This window comes from Sinomicrobium oceani, assembly GCF_900119185.1.
Taxonomy (GTDB): domain Bacteria; phylum Bacteroidota; class Bacteroidia; order Flavobacteriales; family Flavobacteriaceae; genus Sinomicrobium; species Sinomicrobium oceani.
This window is the reverse complement of sequence record NZ_FPJE01000016.1, coordinates 44284-63814: the sequence shown is the minus strand read 5'-3', so window position 1 is coordinate 63814 and position 19531 is coordinate 44284. Positions and strand designations below refer to the sequence as shown.

The following is a 19531-nucleotide window of genomic DNA, read 5'->3' as shown; positions in this document are numbered from 1 at the left end:
TCTGTCCACATAATACATAGTAAAAGATTATCAAAAAGCAATACCATTACATGATGAATGAGCATACACAAAAGCATGATAATACCTCCGATGAAATAGACCTTGGGGTGCTGCTCCAGAAGATCAGGGATTTCTTCAAGTGGATTATCAGGGGGATATACAGCATTTTTCTGTTTTACAGGAAATTTGCCATACTATTGCTTATTCTCCTGCTTGCAGCTTTTGCCGCCGGATATTTTATGGATGGTTCGAACTCCAAGACCTATAAGAACGAAGTGATCGTGGTTCCCAATTTCGGAAGTGTCGATTACCTCTATACCAGTATCAACGAAATTGAAGCCAAGCGCGAAATCGGAGATATCAGTTTTTTTAAGGATATGGGAATAGATTCGGTCAGCTATTTTTCCGGAATCGAAATAGAACCCATAGTGGATATTTACAGCTTTCTCGGAGAAAAGCAGGCAAATCTGGAGGCTTTCAAGGCCCTGAAAGGTGATGCGTCTACGGTAAGTGCGATGGAAACGGCCAAAAATTATAAATACCACAGAATAACGATTTATACCAAAACCCGGAGGAATTCCCTGAAGGTCGTTACGAAAATCCTCGATTTTCTGAATAACAACGATTATTACAATACTGTGAGGCTGAGCCTTAGTGAAAACCTATTGTCCAGGATACAAACCAATAAAGAAGCCGTACAGTATATCAATGAAATCCTGAAAGCTCAGGGAAGTACAAAGCCGGAAGGACTCAAACCGGAGGATAATATGTTTTTCTTCAGGTCCGAACCACAGATCGGCTCCATGGGAGGCCTGGTCAATTCCCAGCAGAACCTGTTTGATGACATTGATAAACTCACCGTAAAGGCGAGTGACGGGGATAAAGTTATCAAGGATGTTTCCGTAAAGATCAACATCCCCAGGAAAGGACTGGCTTCTTCCAAAAAGTGGTTATTCCCCCTGCTCGTATTTATCGGGTTTACCGGGCTGTTCCTGTTGATGTTCCTCTTTAAAAAGATGAAGGAAATAGCAACGGAGGAATAAGCCGTTGGGATTTTCCGGCAAACGGGCAAAGAAATAAGGAATGTTGTACGATGAACGCTAATGCTGTTTTTGACATCACCGATGATTCGGATTTCACAGCGGTTGCACTGAAAGTATTCCGGCATCAATACCGGAATAATGAGGTGTACCGTGAATTTTGCGATCTTCTGGGGCGAACTCCCGCAAAGGTGGGTACCGTAGAAGAGATTCCTTTTTTACCGATATCTTTTTTTAAAAGCCACAAAATAACCACATCCGGGGCTCCTCCGGAAGAACTCTTTACCAGTAGTGGTACCACCGGTATGAGTACCAGTAAACATTATGTCGCAGACAGAACGATATACGAGCGCAGTTTTTCAGACGCTTTTCAGCGCTTCTACGGTAATATCAGCGATTATGTGGTCCTTGCCCTGTTGCCTTCCTATCTGGAGCGGCAGGGGTCTTCCCTGATCTATATGGTAGACGACCTTATCAGAAGATCTGCCGACCCGTACAGCGGCTTTTACCTGGACGACCTGGAATCTTTGGGGCATACCCTGGAGACTCTCGATCAGAAAGGAAAAAAGATACTCCTTATCGGGGTTTCATTTGCCCTACTGGACCTGGTAGAGACCCACCGGTTTCAGCTCGAAAATACCATTGTCATGGAAACAGGGGGGATGAAAGGGCGCAGAAAAGAACTTATCCGCGAAGAATTGCACCAGCTACTGGAAAAAGGGTTCGGAGTTTCCGAAATACACAGCGAATATGGAATGACAGAGCTGCTGTCACAGGCCTATTCTCCCGGAAACGGAAATTTCCACTGTCCGCCCTGGATGAAAATCATCATCCGTGATCCGGAAGATGCCCTTTCGCTCCAGCCTACCGGAAAAACCGGGGGGATCAATGTGATCGACCTGGCCAACATACATTCTTGTTCCTTTATTGCGACCCAGGACCTTGGCAAGACACACCCCGATGGGAGTTTCGAAGTTCTTGGAAGGTTCGACCATTCCGATATACGCGGATGCAACCTCATGGTGATGTAAGGCATTTTGTTCCGCACAGACCAATAAAAAACGGGAACTTTCGAAGTCCCCGTTCTCTGTATGGTAATATTCCGGTTTTCAGGATCAGGCCTTCACCAGTACGAAATAGTTTTTCTTTCCGCGTTGCAGTAAAACAAATTTGTCGTTAATAAGGTCCGAGGCAGTTACCATATATCCCTCGTTTACTTTTTCCTTGTTCACGGAGATCGAATTCTCTTTGAGCGCACGTCTCGCCTCACCGTTGGATTTCAGGAAGCCCGATTTTTCACTCAGTGCCGCTATGATATCCAGGCCTTCATGGATCAGTCCGGCAGTTATTTCGGACTGGGGCACTCCGTCAAAGACATCGAGAAAAGTTTTTTCGTCCAGCGCTTTCAGGTCATCTGACGAGCTTTTTCCGAAAAGGATTTGAGAGGCTTTAATCGCTTTTTCCAGCTCTTCTTTACCGTGCACAAAGGTTGTGATCTCTTCGGCCAGCCTGTGCTGTAAAACACGTGTGTGCGGAGCCTCCTGGTGTGCCGCAATAAGATCTTCTATGGTTTTTCTGTCCAGAAATGTAAATATCCTGATGTATTTTTCGGCATCCTCATCAGAGGTATTCAGCCAGAACTGATAGAATTTGTAGGGAGAGGTCTTCTCCGGGTCAAGCCAGATGTTCCCGCCTTCGGTCTTTCCGAATTTAGAACCGTCCGCCTTGGTGATCAGCGGACAGGTAAGGGCATAAGCCTTGGCACTGTCATCACTCATCCGCCGGATCAGTTCCGTACCCGTAGTGATGTTACCCCATTGGTCCGAACCTCCCATCTGCAGGAGACAGTTATGAGTTTTGTACAGGTGGTAAAAATCGTATCCCTGTATCAGTTGGTAGGTAAATTCGGTAAAAGACATTCCAGAGCCCGAATCCGAACTCAACCGTTTTTTAACCGAATCTTTGGCCATCATGTAATTTACGGTAATACGCTTGCCGACATCGCGGGCAAAACCGATAAAAGAAAAATCTTTCATCCAGTCGTAATTGTTTACCAGAACGGCAGCATTGGAGGTATCCGAGCTAAAGTCGAGCAATCGGGACAGCTGGACTTTAATACCTGCTATATTGTGTTGCAGCGTTTCCTCATCGAGAAGGTTGCGTTCCTCCGATTTCATAGAAGGGTCTCCGATCATCCCGGTTGCACCGCCTACGAGAACTACGGGTCTGTGGCCTGAAAGCTGGAAATGACGGAGCATCATCACCCCCACAAGGTGCCCGATATGCAGGGAGTCGGCCGTAGGGTCTATACCTACATAAGCCGAGGTCGGTTCCTTGCTGAGTTGTTCTTCCGTTCCCGGCATGATATCGTGGATCATTCCTCTCCAACGCAGTTCTTCTACAAAATTTTTGACCATGGTCTTCGTACTTTTTTGGTAAAACAAGCGCAAATTTACAATAAATAGATCATAGAGGAGTCTGTTGAAGGCTATTTTATAAGGGCATGGCAGGATCAGGTCTCCGTAAAATACATATCTTTGGACTATGATTTTAGTCACCGGAGGTACAGGACTTGTCGGGTCCCATTTGCTGTATGCACTGGCCCGTAACGAAGATAAAATACGTGCTATTTACAGAAAAGGCAGTGATGTCAGTGCCGTGGCATCTATGTTTTCCGGTTCGACGGAAGACCGGGTGAGATTTGATGCGATAGAATGGGTCGAAGCCGATATTACGGAGGTTCCGGCACTTTCCGATGCATTCCGGGACGTTACCCGCGTCTATCATGCGGCAGCACTTATTTCCTTTGATCCTTCCGATTATAATCTGCTTAAAAAAATAAACTCCGAGGGGACGGCCAATGTGGTTAACCAATGCCTGGTCCACGACGTGGAAAAACTGTGCTATGTGAGTTCCGTAGCTACCCTCGGAAGCAGTATCAAAGGAGCTCTTATTACCGAGGATACCCATTGGAATACGGAGTCGGAAAACAACGTATATGCCATCACCAAATACGGTGCGGAAATGGAAGTATGGCGCGGGAGCCAGGAAGGCCTGGAGGTGGTTATCGTCAATCCCGGTATCGTACTCGGAATACCCCCGGGAAAGAAAGGGTGGATGCAGGGGAGCGGGAGGATTTTTAGAGAAGCGTACGGGGGCATCCGGTATTATACCTATGGTGTTACCGGTTATGTAGCTGTGAATGATGTTGTCGCCGCTATGATAGCCCTGATGAAAAGTGATGTAAAAAATGAAAGGTTTATCCTTGTGGGGGATAACCTGAGTTTTAAGGAAGTTCTTACCATGGCATCGGTTTCCGTAGGCAGGGGGGTTCCGGAAAAAGAAGCCCCGGAATGGGTGTTCGCCTGGCTGTGGAGACTCGATTGGCTGCGGAGCAAACTCACCGGAAAAAAGCGTAAACTGAGTAAGCTGATGGCCGCGTCCGCAACGGTGAAAAGCCCCTATAGCAATACAAAAATAAAAGAAGAACTGGGTGTGGAATTCCGCCCGGTAGCCGAAACCATAGCGGTAACAGGAAAAGCTTTTCTCGCTACCGTTACGAAATAAACAATCCGGTAAATTCGAATTTTCTCCCGTCAAACAACCCCTTATCACTTAGTTTCAGGTCGGGGATCACCAGTAAAGCCATAAAACTCAGGGTCATAAAAGGAGACTGCAACGTAGCGCCCATCGCTTTAGCCATAGCATCCACCGCAGTATAGGCTTTTGCGACTTCATACCCGTCTTCTGCAGACATGATACCGCCTACGGGCAGTGGAAGTAGAGCATGCTCTTCGTCGTGTACTGCACACACTCCGCCTTTGCTCTCCATGATGAGGTTTACCGCTTTTGCCAGGGAAACATCGTCCGTACCAACAGCGATGATGTTATGAGAATCGTGGGCGACCGAAGAAGCAATAGCCCCTTGCTGCAGCCCGAAATTTTTTACGAAGGCCACTTGTGGAGCCGCGTTCCCGTACCGGTTGACAACGGCGATCTTCAATATGTCTTTTTCGGTATCCGCAACGGCATATCCCTGTTTCTCACTAACAGGTACTACCGTTTCCGAAGTGATGAGTTCGCCGTCTTTTGCTTCGATAACGCGAATGCGCTGCCCTTTGGCTTCGAGCAAAAAGTCGGCCGGAGTTTTTACGGAAGTTGTGAAGTTGTTGATTATGTGGTGTTCCTGCCGGGCGATCATGGCTTTCCCGTGCTGTGCAACACGTTCTCCGTCGATATAGGTTTCGAGGACTTCAAATCTTTTCAGATCTTTGACGACAATAAAATCGGCAGGGTCGTCTTCCCTCAGGTGCCCCACCCGGAGCCCGTAGTGATCTATAGGGTTCAGACAGGCGGCACGAAGCACGTCAAACAGGTCTTTTCCCCGGGCCACGGCACGGGCCACGAGCTGGTCTATATGTCCTTCCACGAGATTGTCGGGGTGCTTGTCGTCCGAGCAGAACATGATATGTGCGGCATGACCGTCGATAAGGTCTATGAGCGCGTCGAAATTCCTTGCGGCGCTGCCTTCGCGGATGATGATCTTCATACCGTGTTTCAGTTTGTCCAGTGCTTCGCCGGCAGTAAAACATTCATGATCGGTAGAAATCCCGGCAGCGATATACTGCCTGGCAAGTTCTCCTTTCAGTCCCGGGGCATGGCCGTCTACCGGCTTGTGATATTTTTGTGCCACAGCTATTTTTTCCATGACGTCCGGATCGCGGTGTACTACCCCCGGCCAGTTCATCATTTCCGCGAGATAGACGATATCTTCCCGCGAGAGTAAGGAGTCGATCTCTTTTGCCGTGATTTCTGCTCCCGCCGTTTCGAAGGGGGTAGCAGGAACACATGAAGGGGCACCGAAGTAGAATTTAAACGGTACTTTTTCTCCGTTGGCTATCATATACCGGATTCCTTCCATACCACAGACATTGGCAATCTCATGCGGATCGGAGACGGTGGCTACCGTACCGTGTGTAACGGCTATACGGGCAAATTCTGCAGGGATCAGCATCGACGATTCGATATGTACGTGGGCATCGATAAAGCCCGGGAGGATATAAACCTCCGGGGCATGTGTTGTTCTGCTTACCGAAATGATCTTCCGATCCCGGATATGGACCTCTGCCGGAAATATATTCCTGTTCGGGATATCCACAAATTGTCCGGATATAATTTTTGGCTGCATACTGCTCTCATTGTTTTGGTCACGGAATATAAGGAAAAACTGCCGGACAGGCCGGACTGAGGTTGTTACTGAACAACCTCAACCCATTGTCCTTTGGTTCGTACCCTGTAATCGTTATCGTACATGGCCTCACATTGTATACCCGGAAGATAATACCGTCCCAGATAAGAGGCATTGATCAGTACCCGGAATGTTTTCGTTTTATGAGCATCCAGGTCAAAATAGAAATTGGCTCTGTCGTCCCGGAGGTCGGTATAGGTGGCCTGGTCTGTGGTTCCCTGGGCATCTCCGAAATCTGTGAAACGGGTATTTACGATTTCCCAACCACTCGGAAATATATGAGAAAGAGCAATATTCTTCAGGTTTTCCCCTTTCTGATTGGTAATACTCACTTCAGCGATAAAATTGGTTCCCTGTAGCAGGCGGCTGATCTGGATGGCATTTCCGTTTCGTCCTTTATAAGCTACTTTGGCGGAGAGGTTCTGCTGCTCGGCGAGTTCCTGTCCTACGGGGAGGATACCGCTATGGAGAACGCGTACGAAAACGGTATTTTCCTTGTTGTTTTTCAGGCGGACGGTGTTATTTCCCTGCCGGATATCCAGTTCTCTTTGGGCGAGGGTGAGGGATGTGCTCACAGTTGCTGTTTTTCCGTCGAGCTCATATTGGACTTCGATGCCTTTACCTCCGATATACGCAGCAAATTTTGCCATGGCCAGGAGACTGTATGCCGTACTTTGTGTACTCATCCAGCTATCGGTATCCAGGTTTTTGGCAATAGTTACCGCCATGTCCTGTGCCCGGGATTTTTCATCGAGCAGGATGAGGGTTTCGAGGGCCAGTGCACGGTTCCGTTCCGTAGAGCCGTAGGTGTAATAATCGTATTTTACCGGCCGGATATCGATATTGGCATTCCCGAACACTTCCCGGGCCACGTTTTTCTGCCCGATCAGCGCATAGGCTGCGGCGAGCCGGTGTTTGGCTTCGTTGGATATGTTCGGTGTTTCCCTGAGCCTGTTCATAGAAGAGACATCTGCATTCTCTGCCAATGCCAGGGTATAGAGCCTGTAGGCCTGGGCGAGATCGGAACTGCGGTCGGACTGCCGCCATTGTTTGGCAGCCTGTTTCTGGTAGTTGATCCAGCTGTTTTTAAAGCCTATGGGCAGCACATACCCTTTTTTCTCCGCTTCGAGCAGGAAATGCCCGGCATAGGAAGATCCCCAGTCATTTGCATAATTCTGCCCGCTCCAGTACGCAAAACCACCGTTGGGTAACTGGTAGCCTCCCAGGCGTTTCAGGGCAGCCTCCACATTTTTCTGGGTCTCCTGTTTTTTAGCGGCAGTAAGATCAAAAATATCAGCGAGATACAGTTGCGGGAATACCGCAGAAGTGACCTGTTCCACACATCCGTGGGGATATTGGATGAGGTATTGCATACGACCGCTGAAATTCATCGGGGGCAGGGTAGAAAACTCGAGGCTTGCCGTATTGCTTCCGGCAATGCCGAAGGTCTCGAAGGACAATGCTTCGGAACTGCCCGGCTCCAGGATGATGTCGTGTACGGAAGTGGTTACGGGGTTAGGGTTCACCACATCGATCTCTACACCGTAAGAAGCTTTCTCCCCGTTCCCGGACGCCGTAATATCGACCTTACCGATACCTTCGACATCGGCGATCTCTAATTCGAAATAAGCCATTTTTTCGTCCGGCCTGTCAAAAGAAACGGTTTGTGAAGACTCGCTAATAACCCGGAAAGCCTTGTGGTCTTTTACCTGTACCGTGACGTTTTTCACTTTATCCTCCATAGCAAAGACCGTTACCGGAAGTGTAACCCTTTCTCCGGGAGTTATTTTTCTCGGTAAAGACGCCAGGACCATCAACGGTTTACGTACGGGAGTGGTTTTTTCCGTGCTGCCGTATGCACCGGTTTCCGGATCTCCGGCAACAACCATGGTCCGCACTGAGCCTATATATTTCGGAATACGGATTTCGTGCGACCGCGTTTGTCCTTTTGGAAGTGTGAAAGGGCCGAGGTAAACCACCATGGGTTTAAACCTGTTGGCTTTTTTGTTTTTGGCGCCGGCAAGCTCTTCATCACCCCCGATACTGAATACCTGGTCTATACGCCCTCCGAAAGCCCCGATGACATCATCGTAAACATCCCAGGTTTTCACACCCAGTGCTTCGCGTGCGAAGAAGGATTCCCAGGCATCCGGGGTTTTAAACCGCGTAAGATCAAGCAGACCGTCATCGACAACTGCGATCGTATAGGTCATGGGTTTGCCCTGTTTTTCCCGGACTTTAACGGTTACGGTCTCTTCCGGCCGTAATACATCGGGCATGTTTACCTGGGGTTGGAGTCGTGTCGCCGGATCTTCCACCTGGATAGGCACGACCCCGTACAGACGCAGGGGAAGGTCATTGGCCGTAGAGGCATGAGGCTGTAACAGGGAAATATGGATATACACATTGGGAGTGTACAAGGCCGTAACCGGCAATTCGAAACGTGTTTCCCCGTCCTGGGCTTCCACCCAGCGGGAGTAGAGGACCTCCGTGCCGTTTTCTACGGTTACAAGAGCACGCCCTCCGGCACTTCCCGGAAAGGTTACAACAGCCTTTTCACCGACTTTATATTCTTTTTTATCCGTGGAGAATACGAGCATTGTTGCCGAGGAAGGGTCGTTTTTCATCGATTTTCCCGCCCATCCCGGCCAGTCGATATACACGGTCTGTCCTGTAGCATGGCCTCCTTCCGGATCTTCCACATGAACAAGGTAGCGTCCCCATTCCGGATATTTCAATTCGAACTCAAAATCTGCTTTGCCGTTTGCCCCGGTATTCAGCGTCGTTGAGAACACGTTTTCGCGTTGGCTGCTTCCGCGGTACGAAGACAGGTTATCCTCGGAGGTATCCCACCACCAGCGCCAGTTGACTTTATAAATGTTTACTTTGAGGCCTTTTACCGCTTTCGGATTACCCTTTTCGTCTACCGAGACCACTTCAAAGCGGTGCCTGGTATCCGTAAGGAGCATCCCCCTGGTCTGGTCTCCTTTCGGGGTATTGAGACCAATATAGGTGCCGTAGGGCGAATAGGTTTTTGTAAATACATCCGTACTGAAGTCTCCCCCGGTTTCATAGACCTTGGTAACGAAAGAAGCCTTTAACATACCGGGAGCCTGTTTCTCCAGTTGTGGTTTCAGCGTAAAGGAAGCTTTTCCCTCAGCATCGACCTTACCGTCAAAAACCGTTTGCTCTTCCGATCCGAAAGCTCTTGAAGGATCGTTGAAAATATATCCCGGAAATTGCCTGAAACTCGTATTTTGCGGTTGAAACCTGGCCTGTATATCCGCTTTCAGATTTCCGGCAACAGCACCGTGGAGCCAGGCTACCTGAAGCGTGCCGCTGATGGGTGAAATTCCCGAAAGAATATCTTCTTTAAAATCCGCTTTGATCTTTAAACGATTGGGTTTTATAGTTTCTATACGGATATTCTTGCTGAAAACAGCACCCCCGACCGATACCTGTGCCTGCCAGTTGCCGGTAGGAGCATCCTGTTCGGTAGGAATGGTAAAAGCATAAAAATTGTTCGTACTGCTGTTTCGCACTTCCTTACGGGTCATTTTCCCGTACGGATCACGTAACTCGAATTTTACCGGATGCCCTGCAGGAAGTTTATTGGCGTTGTCATTGAGCATAAAAGTCAGGAACAGGGTGTCGCCCGGACGCCATACACCGCGTTCGCCGTAGAGATATCCCTTGATGCCTTTTTGCAGTTTTACCCCGGAAACATCAAATTTACTGACCGAAAGGACATTGCCGTCGTACAGTTTTACATACGTTTTCTGTTTTCCTTTTTCGGCAATGGCAAAATAGGCGGGAAGAGAGGCGTCATACATGGCAAACCCGTCTTTGTCCGTGACTACCGTAGCTACTTCCTGTTGCTGGAAATTGTAGAAGGTTACCCTGGTATCTCCTTCCGGTTTTGCAGAAACGAGGTTGGTAACGCTTACAAAATACGATTCGTTGTCGCCTTTTTTAACAGTTACGCCCAGATCGGAAGCAAGGACGTTTACCGATACATCCTTGTTCCGGTAATATGAAGTATGGCAGGGATTGTCCCTTTCTCTCCAGTCGTAGGTATAATCGTAATAATAGTCATCATAGTAGTAGTTCTCCACATTATCCCAGTAGCTCGACTCCTTTTCCCGGTCGTAATCCGTGGTTGCTTCGGCTTCTTCTTCGGGGAAGTTGGTCTGGTCGCATTTATAAGTACTGTACGAGGGTTTGTAGCGGAATTCCACACGATAGATAGCACCGGGGTCGGGCGTGATCAATTCGCGGAGATCCAGTGCATAGGCATGCCATTTCCCGTCTGCGGAAGACAGATTGCTTTGCAGGGGTATGGTTTTTTGGGCGATAGGGCGGGCTACGGTACGCAGGTCCCCGCTGCCATCGAGATTCATATATTGCAGGAACTGAAGAATGTTGTTCCGGAATATTTTGATTACCGATACGTCAACGGCATTGAGGTTTACCGCTTCGAAATTTATCTTGAGATTGTTGGAGGAAGGCAGGATGTTTCCGCTCTGCAGAAGTCGTACTTCGGGCTTTAACTGCTCGAAAGCAATCTGTTCCCTGAACACGGTTTTCAGCTTGTAGTTGTCCACATTCTGTATGCCCTGGAATATTTCGAGCGATTTTACGCCTTTCAGCTCGTTCTGCGGATAGACTTTAAGTACGTTTCCTTCTGCCGAAAACTTAAGTGTCCCGCCGTCCTGAATACTGACCAGTCCTGTGAAATTCTGGTTTTTTTTCAGCGGATCCGAAAAATTGATCTCTACATAGGGTTTATCCGTTCCGGCGATGTTAACCTCAAGGACGGTAAAGTTGTTTTTCCCCGGGATGAGGACTTCTCCTTTTCCCTCCGTATCGATATCAAAGTCCTTTCCGTTCCACTGCAACAAGACCCTGGAGTCTTCTTCCGTACGTTTTATACTGTCTACTTTAAACCGGAACATCGTATTGGTTTCGGAAGTATTGTAGAATTTTACAGACAGGTTGTCGTCGTTTTGTGTGGCGCTCACCAGTTTCTGGGCTATGTCGCCGGACAACTGGTCGCTGCTGCGAAGAGTGCCTTCGAGATACTGCCAGTTCCGGTCGTAGGACTGTATACTTTCGGTGGTGATATTAAACTGTTGTTTGATGGTTCTTACTTTAAAACGAAAGTCCCGTAATTCTTCGGGTAAATCGTTTACAAGCCTTTCCAGCTTCAGGGAAAACCGGTATTCCGTATCTTGCCGGAGCGGAGCTTCGGGGATAAAAGCGATGGTCTGGTTGTTCAGGGCCACGACCTTACCCTTGGTTTTCGGGGATACCCGGAGGAGGTCGTCCGGGAGTTCCTTGTCGGCTTCCCATCCTGCCACCGGTGCGCCAAGCATGACTTTTATGCTCGAACGGGTGGATATAATACCCTGGGAAACATCCGAGATATACTCCCGGTACTTGTACAGGTTCGATAGCTGTTCCCGGATATCGTCCCGGTCGTTGTCCTTGTCTTTACAGGAAAACAGGGAGAGTATAGCCATAGCGGATACGAGTAATGTTTTTAATCGCATGATAGTCTGTTATTACATTGGTTTGCCTTTGACGGCGTGGTTTTATAAACTTAAAGAGCAGACCGCAACGGGGTTTTACAGCGTGTCTCTTTTCGTGTCCCTGTGATATTGTGGTATACGATGGTGTTAATTATCGTAAATACCGATGTAAAGTGCTCCCTTGGCATCCATACTCGCCCTGTACATTCCGGCGGTGTTGAATTCCATGACCATGTTTCCGTTATGGTCCACGGCTATAATACCTCCGTTTCCTCCGAGATCGGGAAGCTTTTTATGTATGACTTCGCGTGCGGCATCACAGAGCGTCATTCCTTTATATTCCATCATGGCCGAAATATCGTAAGCGACAAGGCCCCGTATAAAAAATTCTCCCCATCCCGTAGAGGAGACGGCACAGGTGTTGTTATTGGCATAGGTCCCGGCACCGATAACGGGAGAGTCTCCTATGCGGCCCCAACGTTTATTGGTCATACCTCCCGTAGAGGTTGCCGCGGCAAGGTTTCCGTTTTTGTCCAGGGCCACACATCCTACGGTCCCGAATTTGGCATCCTGTATATAAGGATCGTAAAAGGCTGTTTTCTGGTCGTGGTCAAGCGCTGTTTTTTCCTGGTCTTTGATCCGTTCAAGTGCTTTCATACGCGGTTCGGTATAGAAATATGAAGGGTCTACAGTCTCAATACCCTGTGTTTCGGCAAAGGCTGCGGCACCTTCCCGTGCGAGCATAACGTGCTCCGATTTTTCCATCACCGCCCTGGCCAGGTCAACCGGGTTTTTTATAGTGGTTACGCCGGCTACGGCACCGGCATTACGTGTTTTACCATCCATGATCGAAGCATCCAGCTCATTTTTGCCCTCATGGGTGAATACCGCGCCCTTTCCGGCATTGAACAGCGGGGAGTCTTCCATAACATTTACGGTTTTCTGAACGGCATCGAGGCCTGAGCCCCCGTTTTTCAGAATATCATAACCCGTACGGATCGCTTTTTCAAGCACTTCCCTGTAGGCGGCTTCCCGTTCGGGAGTCATGTTCTTTCGTACTATCGTTCCGGCCCCGCCATGGATAACAATGGCAAATTTTTTCTGCCTGTCAACGGGAGTATGTTCCGGGTCCTGTTTCTTTTCGGGTGTTTCCTGACAAGCCGTAATACCCAGCAATATCAGGGTGTAAACCAGTACAGGAACAATGCGTTCTCTTCTCATGTATGAATCGTTAGTTTGAGAAACTAAATTTAATAAAAATACCCGGCTCCTGTTAAAAATAAAAGGCTTTCCGGAGAACCTGCCCGCATTTTGCAGACAGATTTCCGAAAATTTCAGCTAACTAATCCTGTCACTCCGGAAAAACCGGACTGCGGAAAAACAAAATCCCGATCAAAAATACGATGGCTGTATCCGAAGAAAAATCCCGGGAATCGGGTATTTTTCATCCGGAGGAAAATAAAAAAGAAGAAATTCTTCAGGTCCTGCGGAAATGCTTAAATTTAAGGCTTGTAAAGAACGGGTCAAACAGGCATTGCGAAGGATTGCCGAAGGGCCGTAAGACAGATCAATACATGCACCCATGAGTATAAAAAAGCCGTTTAACCTGTTACAATGGATAGAAGAACACCGGGAACTCCTCAAACCTCCGGTAGGGAATAAGAATCTCTACGTAGATTCGGGCGATTATATCGTTATGGTTGTTGCGGGGCCAAATGCGCGGAAAGATTATCATTACAATGAGACCGAAGAGTTTTTCTACCAGATCGAAGGTCAGATAAAAGTGATTGTCCAGGAAGACGGACAGCGAAAAGAAATGGAACTGGGTGCAGGCGATATTTACCTGAATCCTGCGAAAGTGCCACATAGCCCGGTCCGCGGAGAAGGATCAATAGGGCTTGTTATCGAAAGAAAGCGGGCAGGGAAAAATTTTACGGACGGGTTGTTATGGTACTGTGAAAACTGTAACCATAAACTGCACGAAGTATATTTCGAACTACACGATATCGAAAAGGATTTCCTGCCACACTTTAAGAACTTTTATAACTCGGAAACACTACGTACCTGTGAAAAATGTGGTACGGTCATGGATACGGATCCGAGATTTACAGGTTGATCAGTTGCCTTTACGGCTCACGAGAACCACTCCGGCGATAAGGCATATCACACCTCCGCCGAGATAGGCATATCCCATGTTTTTGGATGAGGAATCCTCTGCTTTAAGCTCAAGGTCGCCGATTTCGATACCGCTTTCGCTATCCCCCAGGGTGTTTATACCTACATATCCTGCAACCAGTCCGGCCAGGATCAGAATTATTCCGATTGTTTTTTTCATAATCTGAGTTTTTATGTTGCTATATTCATAAAATTAAGAAAAAATAACACATAAATTTAATATGTGTAAAGAAGTTATAACAGCTTCCTGTATTATTTAACCCGGGAAAGCTGTGATTATTGTTTTGGGAAGAACGATATTAGCAGTTAGTTCGTAGTGGGGTAGCTAATACGTTATGGAGTTACTTCGTTCATTAGTTTGTAGTGGGTAGTGTGAAGGGAGAGGCGGTTGTAAAGGATCCCCGGCTTGACTTAGGGTGGAGTTCGGGAGTTCGTTATTGGGTTATAGAAGAAATCATATCCTAATAACCCAATAGCTGATTAACGCAATAACCGATCACTAAATTATACCGCCAGGTCCGTTATCTTTTATTGCAGGCTTATCAAATGAACCAATGACGAGCTAACCTCCGGCAAAGGGTTTTAGTGGTAGGAAAGAAAATAATAATTTGTAACTTCGTGAATATTTAACAAACCAAGCAAAAAAAGTTATAAATGTCATTAATTGCTACTGATTTCGGAATAGATAAAAGTCTCAGGGCGCTGGGGCTTGCAGATGTGAATAACGGAACATCAACGGGAAAGCACTTTTTCGGGAGCGGGGAGCTTATTGCATCCTGTTCGCCTGTGGATGGTGCCCTTATCGGAAAAGTGAGTACCACTACCCGGGAAGATTATGAAAAAGTAATTACGGCGGCTACCGAAGGATTTGCCGTATGGCGGACCATGCCTGCGCCGCAACGTGGCGAGATCGTTCGGCAATTCAATGATGAGCTGCGCCGGCTTAAAGAGCCGCTGGGGAAACTGGTATCTTACGAAATGGGAAAATCGTACCAGGAGGGTCTTGGTGAAGTTCAGGAAATGATAGACATCTGCGATTTTGCCGTAGGGTTATCGCGCCAATTGCACGGTCTTACCATGCATTCCGAACGTCCCGGTCACCGGATGTACGAACAATATCATCCGCTCGGGGTTGTGGGGATTATTTCGGCCTTTAATTTTCCCGTAGCCGTATGGAGCTGGAATACTGCCCTGGCCTGGGTATGCGGCGATGCCTGTATCTGGAAAGGCTCGGAAAAAACACCGCTTACTTCGGTAGCCTGCCAGAATATTGCAGCGAGGGTATTTGCCGAAAACGGATTGCCCGAAGGGATATCCTGCCTTATTACCGGCGATTATACCGTAGGGGAGATGATGACCCATGACGACCGTATTCCGTTGGTGTCCGCTACGGGATCTATCCGTATGGGGAAGATCGTGGCCCAGGCCGTAGCGGCACGTCTCGGAAAGTCACTTCTGGAACTCGGAGGGAACAACGCCATTATCGTTACCCCGGATGCCGATATCAAAAATACGGTGATCGGAGCTGTTTTCGGGGCTGTCGGGACCTGCGGACAACGGTGTACATCTACCCGCCGTCTCATTATACACGATGAGGTTTACGACAAAGTGAAGGATGCTTTAGTAGCCGCATACAAACAATTGCGTATAGGAAATCCGCTGGATGAGAAGAACCACGTAGGACCGCTTATCGATAAGGATGCCGTAGCCCGGTACCTTCATGCCCTTGACAAAGTGGAAGAAGAAGGTGGTAAGATCCTGGTAGAAGGCGGTGTAATTTCCGGGGAAGGATATGAGAGCGGATGCTATGTAAAGCCTGCGATCGCAGAAGCTGAAAACCATTACGAAATCGTACAGGAAGAGACCTTTGCGCCGGTACTGTACCTGCTCCGTTACAGCGGAGACCTGGACAATGCCATTAACCTGCAAAACGGGGTGAAACAAGGGCTTTCTTCGGCAATAATGACCAATAGCCTGAGAGAGGCAGAGCGATTTTTATCCGTAGCGGGATCCGATTGTGGTATTGCCAACGTAAATATAGGAACAAGCGGAGCGGAAATAGGAGGTGCTTTCGGAGGAGAGAAAGAAACCGGCGGAGGCAGAGAATCGGGCTCGGATGCCTGGAAAGTCTATATGCGCAGACAAACCAACACCATCAATTATACAACCGAACTCCCACTGGCGCAAGGTATCAAATTCGATCTGTAAAAAACCGGCAAGCCGCCCCGGTGTCCGGAAAATTCCGCAAAGTAAGTTTATCATGTACCAAAACCATACATACTAAAAACCATCAAGACATGAAAAAAGTACTTTTAAGTGCCATGGTCATGCTGGGAGTGCTGGCACTCCCGGTGTCCTGTAAAGAAAAGCAAAAAAACACTTCGGAAACGGTAGAACAGGAAGAGGTCATCGTCGAAGAGGAGTCCCCCGAAGTTCCGGACATGCACAATGCAGAGACTTCACTCGATTTCGAAGGGGTTTATGAAGGAGTCATTCCCTGTGCGGACTGCGAAGGGATCAAATTCACCGTAACCATCCATGAAGACGGTACACTTGAGGAGAACAGCGAATATCTCGGAAGGGCCAAGGAAACCACATTTAAGGACCATGGAACCTGGAATATCGACGAAAGTACGCTGACTTTTACGCCCGAAGCAGGAAACCCGAGACTGTATTTTGTCGGGGAGGGCTTTATACGCATGCTCGACCAGGAAGGCAATGATATCGAAGGCGACCTGGCAGATATGTATATCCTTCGGAAAAAATAGGGAGGTAGCAATACCGTATAAAGAGACGGCCTGAAAAGCGGTCTCTTTTTTTATTCTTTTTCTTCTTCGTTATCCGTTTTGGTTTTGGCGGCACCGGAAGTTTCTCCGGTTTTGCGCTCCTCTTCCCGGGCTTTGTCCTGTGCCTCTTTCATATCCTTCAGACGCTTTTCGACGTCTTTATACATGGCGGCATATTCCGAAGGGTTGGCAGCGTAGTACGTATTGCTCTCCGCAAATTGCAGGCTGTCTATCTGGTGTTTTTGGTAGATATAGGTATCCGGAACGATATGGTGTTCTTTCAGGACATCCATCCCTACACCCCGGGCCGCATTGACAAGGGCTACATCAAACAGGATGTCGGTCATCTTTTTTTCGGGGATGAGGTTTTCCGGTTTTTCCACGGATTGTTTTTTGCACGCAGCAAATTCCAGAACCAGCAACAGGATCAAAAAAGCTCTTTTCTTCATGGGTCGAAGTTTTTACCGGTCAAATTCCAGGCGTTTTACATTCCTGTAGGATGAAAATTCACCGTTGTTGTAAGCCAGGTTACCGTTTACAAAGGTATGGGTTATGGCCGACTGGAATGTCGTTCCTTCAAAAGGAGACCAGCCACACTGGTATAGTAAATGATTACGTTCTACGGTTTGTGGGCGGTTGAGATCGGCCAGGACCAGGTCGGCAAAATACCCTTCCCGGATAAATCCCCGCCCTTTGATATCGAAAAGAATTGCCGGGTTGTGGCTCATTTTCTCGACCATTTTTTCCAGGGAGATCTTCCCCTGGTGATATGCTTCGAGCATGGCGACCATGGCATGTTGTACCAGCGGCCCTCCCGAAGGGGCATTGGTGTAGTTGTTCTGTTTTTCCTGTAAGGTATGCGGAGCATGGTCGGTAGCAATGACATCGATACGGTCGTCCAGCAGGGCCTGCCATAAACCTTTGCGGTCTGTGGGTGTTTTTACGGCCGGGTTCCATTTGATGAAAGTGCCTTTGGACTCATAATCATCATCGCAAAACCACAGGTGATGAATACATACTTCAGCGGTGATCTTTTTGTCGCGAAGCGGAATGTCGTTCCGGAAAAGTGCGGTTTCACGGGCTGTGGAGAGGTGAAAAACATGAAGTCTCGCGCCGGTTTTTTCCGCCAGGGCTACTGCACGTGAAGAAGACAGGTAACAGGCTTCTTCGCTGCGGATCAGCGGATGGTATTTTACCGGGATATCATCGCCGTAAGTTGCTTTGTATTTTCCGAGGTTGTTTTTTATGGTGGTCTCGTCTTCGCAATGTGCGGAGATCAGGAGGTTGGTTTTCGAAAAAATGTTTTCGAGTACCTTTTCGTTATCTACCAGCATGTTTCCCGTAGAAGACCCCAAAAAGAGCTTAAGGCCGGCGCAGGATTTCGGGTCGACTCTCAGAATTTCTTCGAGATTGTCATTGGTTCCCCCGAACATAAACGAATAATTGGCCGAAGAAGTCCGGGCGGCAATGGCAAACTTCGCTTCCAGGTTGTCTATGGTCGTGGTTTGCGGATTGGTGTTGGGCATCTCGATAAAAGAGGTAATCCCGCCTGCAATGGCCGCTTTACTCTCCGTCGCTATCGTTGCTTTATGGGTAAGGCCCGGCTCCCGGAAATGGACCTGGTCGTCAATGGCTCCCGGTAACAGGTGCTTTCCTCCGGCTTCGATGACGGTACAATCGGTAGCCGAAATATCGTTATCGATCTTTTTGATGATCTCGTTCTCAATGAGAATATCGGTTTCGAATTTTTTGAATTCATTGACTACGGTGGCATTCTTTATCAGTGTCTTCATAGTATTTTTTTGTTTCGTATATTCCGGGGAGGTGCCCCGACAGCGATCTTATACCGTTTGAGGCAGGCATTCTCAGAATCCTTCCCTGTGAAAAATACTCCGGAATTTCATGGTTAAAACCCCGAATACGGCCTCGTTAATAATTTTCCCGCTCATTTTGGAATTCCCTTTTTCCCGGTCTTTAAAAATAATGGGAACCTCGACGATCCTGAATTTTTTCAGAAAGGCCCGGAATTTCATTTCTATCTGGAATGCATACCCTACAAAACGTATGTTATCGAGGTTTATACGCTCAATAACTTCGCTCTTATAACAAATAAAACCCGCTGTAGGGTCGTGAATACGCATACCGGTGATAAATTTCACATAGAAGGAAGCCCCGTACGAAAGAAGGATCCGTTTCATCGGCCAGTTCACCACATTGACCCCTTTTACGTATCGCGATCCGATAGCTACATCGGCCCCGTGGAGTGCACAGGCATTAAAAAGGCGTACCAGGTCTCTCGGGTTATGGGAAAAGTCGGCGTCCATTTCAAAAATATAGGGATAGCCCTTTCGGAGGGCCCATTTGAACCCGTGAATATAGGCCGTACCCAATCCGGATTTTTCTGTTCGTTCTTCCAGGAAAAGGCGTTCCGGGAATTCCTGTTGCAGGGTTTTTACCCGATCACCGGTGCCATCCGGCGAACCGTCGTCCACAATCAGTACATGAAAGTCTTTTTTGAGCAGAAACACTTCCCTGATAATAGCTTCAATGTTTTCGATTTCGTTATATGTGGGGATAATGACCAGTCCGTCCGTGCGCATAAAAAGTTTTAAGTAAGATGCAAAAATAGAATTTCCTTCGTTTTATAACTACGATGACAGGAGGTTATTTATTGTACAGAACCCTTTTAAGGCTAAAATAGTGTATTATTCTCATATATTATTAAGTATTTTTGCTTGAAATTTTCGGGAA

General features: G+C 47.8%; 14 protein-coding genes. 6 read left to right on the top strand and 8 right to left on the bottom strand.

All coding sequences use genetic code 11. The annotated features are described in order from the left end of the window. The first annotated feature begins 50 nt into the window (after positions 1 to 50). Together BT112_RS14700 and BT112_RS14695 are read left to right on the top strand one after the other, a co-directional pair. On the top strand, positions 51 to 1043 hold the full coding sequence (locus tag BT112_RS14700) for a hypothetical protein (RefSeq protein WP_072318147.1): 993 nt from the start codon (positions 51 to 53) through the stop codon (positions 1041 to 1043). A gap of 50 nt (positions 1044 to 1093) precedes the next feature. Beyond that, positions 1094 to 2071 carry a LuxE/PaaK family acyltransferase gene (locus BT112_RS14695; RefSeq protein WP_072318146.1) on the top strand — a complete coding sequence of 326 codons (978 nt, stop codon included), beginning with the start codon at positions 1094 to 1096 and terminating at the stop codon, positions 2069 to 2071. Positions 2072 to 2155: 84 nt separating this feature from the next. Here the strand turns inward: BT112_RS14695 and tyrS are convergent, their stop codons facing one another. Further along, entirely contained in the window at positions 2156 to 3457 is a 1302-nt protein-coding gene (gene tyrS / locus BT112_RS14690; RefSeq protein WP_072318145.1) for a tyrosine--tRNA ligase, read from the bottom strand. A gap of 127 nt (positions 3458 to 3584) precedes the next feature. Between tyrS and BT112_RS14685 the strand changes: the two genes are divergently transcribed. Further along, positions 3585 to 4607, top strand: a complete 1023-nt coding sequence (locus BT112_RS14685) for an NAD-dependent epimerase/dehydratase family protein (protein ID WP_072318144.1) — start codon at positions 3585 to 3587, stop codon at positions 4605 to 4607. Here BT112_RS14685 and ade read toward each other — a convergent pair. The 3 genes from ade to BT112_RS14670 all read right to left on the bottom strand — a co-directional run bounded on the left by ade (position 4597) and on the right by BT112_RS14670 (position 13040). Beyond that, on the bottom strand, positions 4597 to 6228 hold the full coding sequence (gene ade, locus BT112_RS14680; RefSeq protein ID WP_072318143.1) for an adenine deaminase: 1632 nt from the start codon (positions 6226 to 6228) through the stop codon (positions 4597 to 4599). The genes BT112_RS14685 and ade overlap by 11 nt on opposite strands. 65 nt (positions 6229 to 6293) lie before the next feature. Further along, entirely contained in the window at positions 6294 to 11840 is a 5547-nt protein-coding gene (locus BT112_RS14675) for an alpha-2-macroglobulin family protein (RefSeq protein ID WP_072318142.1), read from the bottom strand. 126 nt (positions 11841 to 11966) lie between these two features. Then, entirely contained in the window at positions 11967 to 13040 is a 1074-nt protein-coding gene (locus BT112_RS14670) for an isoaspartyl peptidase/L-asparaginase family protein (protein ID WP_072318141.1), read from the bottom strand. Between the two features lie 361 nt (positions 13041 to 13401). On the opposite strand from BT112_RS14670, the gene BT112_RS14660 reads away from it, so the two are divergent. Beyond that, positions 13402 to 13935, top strand: a complete 534-nt coding sequence (locus BT112_RS14660; RefSeq protein ID WP_072318139.1) for a 3-hydroxyanthranilate 3,4-dioxygenase — start codon at positions 13402 to 13404, stop codon at positions 13933 to 13935. On the opposite strand, the gene BT112_RS14655 is transcribed toward BT112_RS14660, so the two are convergent. Continuing rightward, the gene (locus BT112_RS14655) at positions 13936 to 14154 is read right to left on the bottom strand and encodes a hypothetical protein (RefSeq protein WP_072318138.1); all 219 of its coding nucleotides are present in this window, start codon (positions 14152 to 14154) and stop codon (positions 13936 to 13938) included. It lies immediately after the preceding gene. A gap of 494 nt (positions 14155 to 14648) precedes the next feature. Between BT112_RS14655 and amaB the strand changes: the two genes are divergently transcribed. Together amaB and BT112_RS14645 are read left to right on the top strand one after the other, a co-directional pair. Continuing rightward, on the top strand, positions 14649 to 16202 hold the full coding sequence (amaB, locus tag BT112_RS14650; protein ID WP_072318137.1) for an L-piperidine-6-carboxylate dehydrogenase: 1554 nt from the start codon (positions 14649 to 14651) through the stop codon (positions 16200 to 16202). Positions 16203 to 16291: 89 nt separating this feature from the next. Further along, on the top strand, positions 16292 to 16762 hold the full coding sequence (locus tag BT112_RS14645; RefSeq protein ID WP_072318136.1) for a copper resistance protein NlpE: 471 nt from the start codon (positions 16292 to 16294) through the stop codon (positions 16760 to 16762). 50 nt (positions 16763 to 16812) lie between these two features. Here BT112_RS14645 and BT112_RS14640 read toward each other — a convergent pair whose 3' ends face one another. The 3 genes from BT112_RS14640 to BT112_RS14630 all read right to left on the bottom strand — a co-directional run bounded on the left by BT112_RS14640 (position 16813) and on the right by BT112_RS14630 (position 19380). Beyond that, positions 16813 to 17229, bottom strand: a complete 417-nt coding sequence (locus BT112_RS14640) for a DUF4296 domain-containing protein (RefSeq protein ID WP_072318135.1) — start codon at positions 17227 to 17229, stop codon at positions 16813 to 16815. A gap of 12 nt (positions 17230 to 17241) precedes the next feature. Beyond that, complete coding sequence (locus BT112_RS14635) at positions 17242 to 18573, bottom strand: dihydroorotase (RefSeq protein ID WP_072318134.1); 1332 nt, start codon at positions 18571 to 18573, stop codon at positions 17242 to 17244. A 72-nt stretch (positions 18574 to 18645) separates the two neighbouring features. Beyond that, positions 18646 to 19380, bottom strand: a complete 735-nt coding sequence (locus BT112_RS14630; RefSeq protein ID WP_072318133.1) for a polyprenol monophosphomannose synthase — start codon at positions 19378 to 19380, stop codon at positions 18646 to 18648. Between the last annotated feature and the right edge of the window lie 151 nt (positions 19381 to 19531).

Bases quoted from the DNA above. Each gene is read 5' to 3' on its own strand.
- BT112_RS14685 (WP_072318144.1), top strand. From the start codon at position 3,585: ATGATTTTAGTCACCGGAGGTACAGGACTTGTCGGGTCCCATTTGCTG.
- BT112_RS14655 (WP_072318138.1), bottom strand. From the start codon at position 14,154: ATGAAAAAAACAATCGGAATAATTCTGATCCTGGCCGGACTGGTTGCA.
- BT112_RS14675 (WP_072318142.1), bottom strand. From the start codon at position 11,840: ATGCGATTAAAAACATTACTCGTATCCGCTATGGCTATACTCTCCCTG.
- BT112_RS14645 (WP_072318136.1), top strand. From the start codon at position 16,292: ATGAAAAAAGTACTTTTAAGTGCCATGGTCATGCTGGGAGTGCTGGCA.
- BT112_RS14670 (WP_072318141.1), bottom strand. From the start codon at position 13,040: ATGAGAAGAGAACGCATTGTTCCTGTACTGGTTTACACCCTGATATTG.
- BT112_RS14635 (WP_072318134.1), bottom strand. From the start codon at position 18,573: ATGAAGACACTGATAAAGAATGCCACCGTAGTCAATGAATTCAAAAAA.
- ade (WP_072318143.1), bottom strand. From the start codon at position 6,228: ATGCAGCCAAAAATTATATCCGGACAATTTGTGGATATCCCGAACAGG.
- BT112_RS14660 (WP_072318139.1), top strand. From the start codon at position 13,402: ATGAGTATAAAAAAGCCGTTTAACCTGTTACAATGGATAGAAGAACAC.
- BT112_RS14695 (WP_072318146.1), top strand. From the start codon at position 1,094: ATGAACGCTAATGCTGTTTTTGACATCACCGATGATTCGGATTTCACA.
- amaB (WP_072318137.1), top strand. From the start codon at position 14,649: ATGTCATTAATTGCTACTGATTTCGGAATAGATAAAAGTCTCAGGGCG.
- BT112_RS14640 (WP_072318135.1), bottom strand. From the start codon at position 17,229: ATGAAGAAAAGAGCTTTTTTGATCCTGTTGCTGGTTCTGGAATTTGCT.
- BT112_RS14630 (WP_072318133.1), bottom strand. From the start codon at position 19,380: ATGCGCACGGACGGACTGGTCATTATCCCCACATATAACGAAATCGAA.
- tyrS (WP_072318145.1), bottom strand. From the start codon at position 3,457: ATGGTCAAAAATTTTGTAGAAGAACTGCGTTGGAGAGGAATGATCCAC.
- BT112_RS14700 (WP_072318147.1), top strand. From the start codon at position 51: ATGATGAATGAGCATACACAAAAGCATGATAATACCTCCGATGAAATA.